Annotated in this window: 10 protein-coding genes, 1 tRNA gene and 1 pseudogene; 8 read left to right on the top strand and 4 right to left on the bottom strand. The window is 62.0% G+C overall.

The features are described 5' to 3' along the window. The first annotated feature begins 210 nt into the window (after window positions 1–210). From LI953_RS14815 to LI953_RS15515, 4 genes are all read left to right on the top strand, one after another. Complete coding sequence (locus LI953_RS14815) at window positions 211–516, top strand: hypothetical protein (RefSeq protein WP_227076871.1); 306 nt, start codon at window positions 211–213, stop codon at window positions 514–516. Beyond that, window positions 513–701, top strand: coding sequence for a DUF2256 domain-containing protein (locus LI953_RS14810; RefSeq protein ID WP_227076870.1), 189 nt, complete (start codon window positions 513–515; stop codon window positions 699–701). Before LI953_RS14815 ends, LI953_RS14810 begins: the two co-directional genes overlap by 4 nt. A 34-nt stretch (window positions 702–735) precedes the next feature. Next, a tRNA-Glu gene (locus LI953_RS14805) sits at window positions 736–811 on the top strand. Window positions 812–1,078: 267 nt separating this feature from the next. Then, complete coding sequence (locus tag LI953_RS15515) at window positions 1,079–1,207, top strand: hypothetical protein (protein WP_255643201.1); 129 nt, start codon at window positions 1,079–1,081, stop codon at window positions 1,205–1,207. Window positions 1,208–1,317: 110 nt separating this feature from the next. On the opposite strand, the pseudogene LI953_RS14800 reads toward LI953_RS15515, so the two are convergent. The 4 genes and pseudogenes from LI953_RS14800 to LI953_RS14785 form a co-directional block, all read right to left on the bottom strand. Next, a pseudogene (locus tag LI953_RS14800) lies at window positions 1,318–1,559 on the bottom strand (transposase); the annotation flags it as partial. A gap of 189 nt (window positions 1,560–1,748) precedes the next feature. Next, window positions 1,749–2,315 (bottom strand): carboxymuconolactone decarboxylase family protein, encoded by a 567-nt coding sequence (locus tag LI953_RS14795; protein ID WP_227076869.1) that lies wholly within the window; start codon window positions 2,313–2,315, stop codon window positions 1,749–1,751. A 27-nt stretch (window positions 2,316–2,342) separates the two neighbouring features. Then, on the bottom strand, window positions 2,343–3,047 hold the full coding sequence (locus LI953_RS14790; RefSeq protein ID WP_227076868.1) for a haloacid dehalogenase type II: 705 nt from the start codon (window positions 3,045–3,047) through the stop codon (window positions 2,343–2,345). 22 nt (window positions 3,048–3,069) lie between these two features. Next, window positions 3,070–3,672 (bottom strand): TetR/AcrR family transcriptional regulator, encoded by a 603-nt coding sequence (locus tag LI953_RS14785; RefSeq protein WP_227076867.1) that lies wholly within the window; start codon window positions 3,670–3,672, stop codon window positions 3,070–3,072. Between the two features lie 373 nt (window positions 3,673–4,045). On the opposite strand from LI953_RS14785, the gene otsB reads away from it, so the two are divergent. The 4 genes from otsB to LI953_RS14765 all read left to right on the top strand — a co-directional run bounded on the left by otsB (window position 4,046) and on the right by LI953_RS14765 (window position 8,394). Beyond that, the gene (gene otsB, locus LI953_RS14780; protein WP_227076866.1) at window positions 4,046–4,780 is read left to right on the top strand and encodes a trehalose-phosphatase; all 735 of its coding nucleotides are present in this window, start codon (window positions 4,046–4,048) and stop codon (window positions 4,778–4,780) included. Beyond that, complete coding sequence (locus tag LI953_RS14775) at window positions 4,773–6,572, top strand: glycoside hydrolase family 15 protein (protein ID WP_227076865.1); 1,800 nt, start codon at window positions 4,773–4,775, stop codon at window positions 6,570–6,572. Before otsB ends, LI953_RS14775 begins: the two co-directional genes overlap by 8 nt. Continuing rightward, window positions 6,557–7,945: a trehalose-6-phosphate synthase gene (locus tag LI953_RS14770; protein ID WP_227076864.1), complete on the top strand. Its 1,389-nt coding sequence runs from the start codon at window positions 6,557–6,559 to the stop codon at window positions 7,943–7,945. The genes LI953_RS14775 and LI953_RS14770 overlap by 16 nt, the downstream gene beginning before the upstream one ends. A gap of 185 nt (window positions 7,946–8,130) precedes the next feature. Further along, a complete protein-coding gene (locus tag LI953_RS14765; protein ID WP_227076863.1) occupies window positions 8,131–8,394 on the top strand; it encodes a hypothetical protein in 264 nt (87 codons plus the stop codon). Window positions 8,395–8,534: the final 140 nt, after the last annotated feature.

Here is an 8,534-nt window from a genome sequence, read left to right as displayed (position 1 = left end):
GGTCGCGGGTGATGGCGCCCGCGCGGCTGACATGGCCGTCCAGGATCAGGGCCTTGACGCGGGAGCGCGAGATGGTGCCGATGCGGACAGCCAGGAACGAGTCGAGCCTAGTGCCAGCCTCATCCGGGCTGGCGGTGAGGATGAAGTCGGGGGGGATGGATGCAGGGTCAGCCACAGGATTTGCGGGGGTTAAAGGCGCTGGTCGGGATCATGGGGGTGCTGATCATCATCGGCACCACGGTGGTGGTCGGCACGGTCATCCATCGGCTTTATGCCAGGTTCAACGCGCCGCCAATGCCCGTCGCGCCCTTGGCCGCCCCCGCGCCCGCGGCGATGGCCCCGGTGGCGGCGGCGCCCGCGGTGGCCGGGGCGCTGGCGCCGGGTGAGCATGTGGCGGGAATCGCCAGCGCCGGAGCCGATGTGGCGGTGTGGGTGAGCGGGCCGAAGGGCGACCGCGTGTTGCTGCTGGACCCGGCAACGGGCGCGGTGCGGGTGGGCCTGAGCAGCGCGCCATGAGGCGCGGCGGCAAGCCCGTGGCCAAGGCGGATTTGCCGCGAAAAATTTGTGCTGGCTGCGGGCGGCCCTTCGCTTGGCGGCGCAAATGGGCGCGGGATTGGGAGGCGGTGCGCTATTGTTCCGACGCCTGCCGCGAGGGGCGCTATGGCCGCGCGAAAAATCCGCCGGGACCGGGCTTGAATTAATTCAGTGCGTGGCTTAAGGGGGCGCACCGGCCTTGTCCCGTTCGTCTAGAGGCCCAGGACACCGCCCTTTCACGGCGGCGACACGGGTTCGAATCCCGTACGGGACGCCATTCTCGAACAAAACTGGGCACCATTGTACCAGCCGACGGCAACTCATTGAGTGCGGCGGCTTGAGAGAGGGCGGCTCTAGGTACAGAGAGTTCGATTGAAGCATCTCCTACTATGATTTTATCGACGAACAGGTGCAGATAGGTCTTGCGGAACGCCGGGTCTGGGTTGACGACGGTTGCGCGCATGGTTTCAGCAAAACGGGCGATTTTCGCTTCTGTGATAGCCGCCTTGCCAGCTGATGCGGCTTGCCCAAGCCACACGATTTCTTGTTCGATTTGGGCACGCTGCGCCTTCAGGCCCTGCATCTGAGCCGCCAGATCGGGGTTGTCGCTTTCCAGAATGCTGTTGGCGACGGCAAGTTTTCGGGTGCGCTCGAACTGGGTATCGGCCGATGAGCCTGTTTGGCGTGTTCGACCGGATCTTCACGGCAATGGCGCGCGAGGGCGTGAAAATAGACTGGATTATCATTGGCGCCGGGCATCTTAAGGCGCATCGTGCTGCCGCTAGCCAGAGCCGTGAAGATCCGATCAAATGCGCTAAGCAGGCTCCAGCGGACACGGCGATTGTAAAGGGTCTTGTGCGGGCTATAGGCTTTGGGGGCGTTCTTCCATTGCAGGCCGTCCTTAGTCACGTAAATGATCCCGCCGATCACGCGGCGGTCATCTAGGCGTGGAACACCGCGAGAGAGAGGAAGAACGACGACAGGCGCGCCATCTGGCGCTCTATCCGCAAAAGCAACTTGGACATGGTAAACAAACCTCCACCATGTCCAGGGTCATACCAAACAATGCTCAGACAACTCATCAATGGGTCCTGCGCCCCGTTTTTTTAATCGAATTGTCCTGGTGGCGGCCGCATAATTTTCATGAGGATAGCAGCCACAAATTTTCTATGTCATGGACGGAAGGCGGCAAGATGCCGCCTCTCCAAACACATTCAATTCACGCGGTACCCGGCAAACACCTCATCGACCTCGGTATGAAAGAGATGATTGGCGTAATTGCTTAATGTTTTAACAGCCATCGCCAGGATAATTTCCAGAGCATGGCGGTCGGTGTAACCGGCAGCGTGGAAAGCTTCGAGGTCTTGCTGGCTCGGCAAGCCGCGCGTATCGAACATGACTTGTGTAAAATTGGCGAGCGCAGCCAATTTCGCGTCATTGATGGCGCTGCCGCTGCGCAGGGATGCCAAAACATCAGCCGGAACCTTGGACATTTTGTCAGCGATCATGCTGTGCGCGGCCGTGCAGTAGTTACATCCGTTGGCACGGCTGATCACCAGAAATACAACCTCCTGCTCAACCGAAGAAAAGCCGGAATCGGTGCGGAAGCGGGCATATCCGTCAAGGTAGGTTTGTAGCAGGCCAGGGGAGTGGACCATATTGGCGTACATGTTGGGAATGAACCCCACTTGCGCCTTGGCGCTTTCAAGCACAGCCCGGGCTGGCGCGGGCGCGGATTCAAGGGTGAGGGCAGGCAGAGCAAGTTTGGCCTCAGCGGTCATGGATAGGGCTCCTGGTGTTATGGAGGGTTAAGACGCCGTCAGCCCCAGACAGGCGGGCAAGGCGGCGAGGGAGGTGATTTCACGAGTTGGTCTGCCGGGCAGGCGCTCGGCTTTTTGGCCGTAGCGATTGCACCAAACCACCTGCATGCCAAAATCTGCTGCGGCATACGCGTCCCAGCCGTTTGACGATTGGAAGCTGATGGCGGCGGCAGGCAGGCCAAGGCTGTCTAATGCGTATTGATATACGCGCCGGTCGGTTTTGTAGGTGCGCAAGCTGTCTACGGACAACACAATATCGAACAGCCCAGTCAGCCCGGAACTGGCGATGGCGCTGTTCAGCATCGCTGGCGTACCGTTGGAGAGGATGGCGGTTTTCAGACCAGCGGCGCGCAGGATTTTTAGCAGCGCGGGCACTTCGGGGAAGGCACTCAACGTATCATACAGCGCCATCAGGGCCGAGTGCCGCGAGGGGGAGGTTAGATCCAATGTTTCCAAGGCGAAATCGAGTGCGTCTGCGGTGACCTGCCGGAAATCGGTGTACGTGCCTTGCAAAGCGCGCAACCAAGTATATTGCAATTGCTTGTCGCGCCACAGCGCGCTCAAAGGGGCGCGGGCGGTGTCTGGGATATCCGGGCAGCGCGCCGCCGCCGAGGCGAAATCGAACAACGTTCCATAGGCGTCAAACACGCACGCCTTGATACCATCAAGGGGAGCCGGGGCAGTGGAGGGCATGACAACGTCTCCATTCAAATGATCAATCTGCGGGTAGGGATAGCCCAATCGGGGCAAGGGCGGATGCGATCAGACGGCGAAAACGCACCGGGTCTGGGTCCAACCGGGCCAGTACGCGCAGCGCCAGCACCGCGCCGAACAGCCCCTCGACGGCAATCGGCGGCTCCACGCCTTCGGGCAACAGGCCGGCAGACTTCGCTTGCTCAAGCCGGGCGCGCAGAAAAGCCTCCACTTCACCCAGGCGTTCACGCACCAGTAAGCGGGTTTCCGGCGCCTCGGCGCCACCATCCAGAACGGTATTGATCAGGAGGCAACCGGATGGCGTGTCCGTTGTTTCGGAGAGGGCGAGCAGTTCAGCGAAAAATCCGGTGATGGCGGCGCATGGATCGGGCATGGCGGCCAGGCGCGGCAGGCGCTCGGCGCTCAGCCCCGTATCAGCGTAGCGGCGCAGCACCTCATGGAACAGCCCCGCCTTATCGCCGAACCGGTTATACAGCGCGGCGGTGCTGAGGCCGGTTGCCGCCGTCAGGTCGCGCAGAGACGTGGCGGCGTAGCCCTGGCGCCAGAAAATATCACGGGCGCGGTCGAGCAGATCGTCATCGTTAAGGGCGCGCGGGCGGGGCATGACGGGGTTCCTGTTGGTGCTTCGATACATAATAGAACGATCGATCTATAACAAGTGGGGCAAAATGTTTTTTTGACGTTTTCTGTCCGCGGTGTCCCATCGCGCGCGGCCCGGGAAGGTTGTCCCTGAAAGCAATCTTTAAGAGGCTGTAATTTTCGTACCCAGCACGAGAAAAGATCACCTGGAGCCCGCACGGATCGCAGCATCGTGCCACTCTAATAGGATTGCGCGCCCAGATTCACTCAAATTCTGCCGATAGCGCGGGGTGGATGATTGAAAGAATTTTTTTGAAAGAAGTTTATTCTTTATGATCGGTAATAAAAGTTGAACGCAAAACTTGGCCGTTCGGTAAAGCCAAGTCATAATGGCGGTGATGCTGTACCAATTACCGCAGATCCCTCCGCCGCGTGATTGCGCAATTTTTCTCGATATCGATGGCACGCTGCTCGACCTCGCCGTAACGCCGGACGCCGTGATCGTGCCACCGCATCTGCCTGGCCTGCTGCGGCGGCTGGCGCTGCGTCAGGGCGGAGCGCTGGCCCTGGTTTCAGGCCGCGCGCTGCCTGATATTGACCGCATGTTTGGCCCCGGCTTGGCGGTCGCTGCGGAACATGGGGCGATCTTGCGTGACGCCGTCGGGCGGTTGCGCGGGGTGGTGGATGAAGACGCTGCTCTCCGCGGGCTGCTCGGCCGCCTGCGTGACGCCGTGGCGTCCCGGCCGGGAACGTTGCTCGAGGAAAAGCGCTTTGGGCTGGTGTTGCACTGGCGCGCAGCACCGGGCAACGCCGCCAGTCTGACGGCGCTGGCGGAGGCTTTGATTGCGCCTCATCCCAGCCTGACCTTGCAGCACGCGCATGAGGCGTTGGAGATCCGCGTGCGTGGCCCGGGCAAGGCTGAGGCACTTGAAGCATTCATGGGCATAGCCCCGTTTGCAGGGCGGATGCCGGTATTTGTCGGCGACGACCTGACCGACGAGCCCGCAATTGCCCGCGCCATCGCCTTGGGCGGGCGTGGTCTGCATGTCCACAGGGATTTCCATGGCGATCCAGCCGCCGTGCTCTCCTGGCTCGAATCTGGGCTCAACAAAGACGGAGGCGATCATGCCTGATCTCGACCTGGCCGTAATCGGCAATGGCAGTATCGCTTCGCTGATCGACCGCGATGGCGCGCATCAATGGTGCTGCTGGCCCCGGCTCGATGGCGACCCGATTTTCCACAGGCTACTCGGTACGGACCCGCAGGCGGGGAGCTTTGCCATTACGCTCGACCGGCAGTGTGCCAGCAGCCAGCGCTATCTGCCCAATACCGCCATCGTCGAGACCATTCTGCAGGATGAGGCGGGCAATGCCCTGCGCATTCTCGATTTCTGCCCACGCTTCCGGCATTATGGCCGCATCTTTCGGCCGCCGATGATGATTCGCCGGATCGAGCCGCTCAGCGGCATGCCGCGCGTCAAGATTTCGCTGCATCCTGGTTTCGCTTATGGCGCGCAGCATCCAGCGGCTGGCATGGGCAGCAACCATCTGCGCTATTCGGGGCCCGAGTTCACTTTGCGCGTTACCACCGATGTCCCTCTCGCGCATATCGTGCATGAGCGTTGCTTCACCCTTGCCCGGCCCGGCACGCTGGTGCTCGGCGCCGACGAGCCGCTTGAGCAGGCGCCCGACACGCTGTTCACCCGCTTCTACGCTGAAACTGAGGCCTATTGGCAGAATTGGGTCACCGACCTCAACATCCCCTTCGACTGGCAGGAAGCGGTCATCCGCAGCGCCATCACGCTAAAGCTTTGTTCCTACGACGATACCGGCGGCATCGTCGCCGCGCTTACCACGTCGGTGCCCGAGGCGCCTGGCTCGGGGCGGACATGGGATTACCGCTTCTGCTGGCTACGTGACAGTTTTTTCACGATTGCCGCGCTCAACCGGCTCTCGGCCACGCGGACGATGGAGACCTATCTCGGCTTTGTGCTGGATATCGTGCACGGCCAGGAAGGGGCGGAGCTGCCGCCGCTTTTTCCGGTGGCCCCCGGCATGGATCTGGAGGAACGGATTGCCCCCGACCTGCCCGGCTATAATGGCGACGGCCCGGTGCGCGTCGGCAACGGCGCGGCCTCGCAGCGGCAAAATGACGCCTACGGCGCCATCATTCTCAGCTTGGCGCAACTCTTCGTCGACAAGCGCCTGACCGTGCGCGGAGATGCCGTGCTGTATGAGCGGCTGCGGCCGCTGGGAGAGATCGCGGCGCGTGTGGCGCTGGAGCCTGATGCGGGTATCTGGGAGTTTCGTGGCCGGGCGCGCGTGCATAGCTTTTCCGCGGCCATGTGCTGGGCCGCTCTGTCGCGGCTGGCGCTCATTGCCACGGCCATGGGGCGCGAGGAGGAGGCGGCCATGTGGTCCGTGCGCGCGGCCAAGCTGCGCGGCGAGATCATGGCGCGGATCGTCACGCCGGAAGGCTGGCTTTCGGGTGTTCTGGATGAGGAGGTATGCGATGCCTCGGTGCTGATTCTTCCTGATATTGGCTTCATCACCGCGGATTCTGCGGAGTTCATGGCGACGCTGGATATGGTCAAGGCCCGGCTGATGAACGGTGGCTTTGTCATGCGCTATGAGGAGGCGGACGATTTCGGCAAACCGCAAACGGCGTTCCTGTTATGTAGCTTCTGGTATGTCAACGCGCTGGCGCTGGCGGGGCGGCGGGAGGAAGCGCTGACGCTGTTCGAGCGCGTGCTCGCCGCGCGCAACCATGTCGGCCTGCTCTCGGAGGATCTGGCGCCGGTGCAAGATGGCGAGCCAGCCCGGCTCTGGGGGAATTTCCCGCAAACCTATTCGCAGGTCGGGTTGATCCTGTGCGCGATGCGCTTGTCGCGCAGTTGGGAGGACGGATTATGGCGCGCCTCGTAATCGTATCCAACCGGGTGCCCGATCCGGATGAGACCAGCGGCCCGCGTGCCGGGGGGCTCGCGGTCGGGGTGGCCGAGGCGCTGACGCCAGGCACGTTGTGGTTCGGCTGGTCGGGCCGCCGTGCCGAGAAAACCACGGCCCTCCCTCGCTGTATCGAGGCCAAAGGCCTAACCTATGCCACCATCGATCTCGGCGAGGCCGAGTACCGCGCCTTCTATTTGGGGTTTTCCAACGGCACGCTGTGGCCGCTCTTCCATATGATGCCGAGCCTCACGGTCTTCGATCGTGAGGAATACGTGATCTATCGCGAGGTCAATCAGGCGTTCGCCGCCGCGCTGCTGCCGCTCTTGCGGCCTGACGACATGATCTGGATTCACGACTACCAGTTGCTGGGCGTTGCCGCCGCGCTGCGCGAGTTGGGTGTCACCAATAGGATTGGCTTCTTCCTGCACATTCCGTTCCCGGCGCCAGCTTTATTTGAAATTCTGCCGCCCGCCGCTGAATTGCTGGACAACATGCTGGCGCATGATGTCATCGGCTTTCAAACGGCGCGCGACCGGGAGCATTTTCTGACCTCCCTCCGCGCGCTTCCCGGCAGCCACATCGCTGCGGACGGCTTGATTAGCCATAATGGACGCCATGCCGTGTCGGTCGTCACCCCCATCGGCATCGATGCCGATGCGTTCAGCGCCCTCGCCATCCGCGCTGCGCGCCATGTGGCGACCAAACGCATGATCGAAAGCCTGGCCGGGCGCGCGCTGATGATCGGCGTCGACCGGCTGGACTATACCAAGGGGCTTCCGGCCAGGTTTGACGCGTATAGCCGCTTTCTCAGTACACATCCCGAGCATCGCCGCCAGATCAGCTTCCTGCAGGTCGCCGCGCCCTCGCGCGAGGAGGTGGAGCGTTACCGCGCGCTGCGCGAGGAGTTGAACTACAAGACCGGCGAGATCAACGGCGCGTATTCTGATTTCGACTGGGTGCCGCTGCGTTACATGGCCCGCCCCGTCAGCCGCACGCTAATCGCCGGATTCTACCGCACTGCCCGGATCGGCCTCGTCACCCCGCTACGCGATGGCATGAACCTGGTCGCGAAGGAATATGTCGCGGCACAAAATCCGACCGATCCGGGCGTGCTGGTGCTCTCGCGTTTCGCTGGTGCCGCCGCCGGACTGCCGGAGGCGCTGCTGGTCAATCCATTCGACATCGATGCCGTGGCCGAGGCTATCGGCACCGCGCTGGTCATGCCGTTGGATGAGCGGCAGGGGCGTCATGCGGCTCTGCTGGCGCGGGTACGTGAGGAATCCGCCGCGGCCTATTGTCGCGCCTTTACCGCCCGTCTGGCCGAGGGAAATAGCGTTCACGGACATTAGCCGCATTTTCGGCTGCTTAGCGTGGCGTCTGGGGCCGCTTGGCCTCATTGCTGACGCGTCGATGCTCAGAACCGCAGTGTTTTCAGTAGCCGGCTGTAAAGCGGCTTGGGATAGGGCGGCACCGATCCGAGCTTTTCCTGCGGGTCCCATCAGCCGCTGCGCTACACTGTGCGCGCATGCGAAAAATGCTCGAATCCCTCACGCCGATTACGCTGGTGTGGTCGGCTAGTGATGAGCTTTTTGGCAAGTTGCGCCAGAGGCGCATCGAATTCTTCATCTCCGCCCGCGACCCGTTGCCCGTCGCCGATTGGTGCGAAATCCACACTCTGAAGCGGCTGCAACTGGGGCTGGTCACACGGGCCGCGGGTGGAAATCTTGTTGCTGGCAGGGTCATCAGTACCAAAGGCGGTGGTGCTGCGCGCGCGGCTTGTTCCAGATGTGGACAATAGGCCCAAGATATTCGCACGCGGTCATGGCGCGTTGATCGACGCTGGCCATGACCGCCAAGCCTATGTTGCCAAGCACGGATCTTTCTTCCACATGCCATTCCATTTTTGGCTGATTTTATAATATTGCAATCAGGAATGAA

Source organism: Acidocella sp. KAb 2-4, assembly GCF_020567705.1.
In the GTDB taxonomy this organism is placed as follows: Bacteria; Pseudomonadota; Alphaproteobacteria; order Acetobacterales; family Acetobacteraceae; genus Acidocella.
This window is presented reverse-complemented; position numbering and strand designations above follow the sequence as displayed.